The organism is Saccharothrix sp. ST-888, from assembly GCF_000955975.1.
GTDB lineage: Bacteria > Actinomycetota > Actinomycetes > Streptomycetales > Streptomycetaceae > Kitasatospora.
The window spans coordinates 1-346 of record NZ_JYJF01000629.1; the positions used below are offsets into that span (position 1 = coordinate 1).

A 346-nucleotide genomic window follows, 5' to 3' on the forward strand; every position below is an offset into this window, starting at 1 on the left:
TGCACGCAGGCCCTGGTCGGCGGCGTGACCGTGATGGCGACCCCGGACGTCTTCGTCGAGTTCAGCCGCCAGCGCGGGCTCGCGGCCGACGGCCGCTGCCAGTCCTTCGCAGGTGCGGCGGACGGCACCGGCTGGTCCGAGGGCGTGGCGATGCTGCTGGTCGAGCGGCTCTCGGACGCCCGGCGCACCGGCCACCCCGTGCTGGCCGTGGTCCGTGGCTCGGCGGTGAACCAGGACGGTGCGTCCCACGGCCTCACCGCCCCCAACGGTCCGTCCCAGCAGCGGGTGATCCGCCAGGCGCTGGCCGACGCCCGGCTGTCGGCGGACCAGGTCGACGTGGTCGAGG

The 346-nt window shown here is 75.7% G+C and carries 1 protein-coding gene; it reads left to right on the forward strand.

Annotation, left to right across the window (positions count from 1 at the left end):
- Positions 1-346, forward strand: a 346-nt coding sequence (locus UK12_RS34030; RefSeq protein WP_045307088.1) for a beta-ketoacyl synthase N-terminal-like domain-containing protein, incomplete at both ends; no start/stop codon positions are given.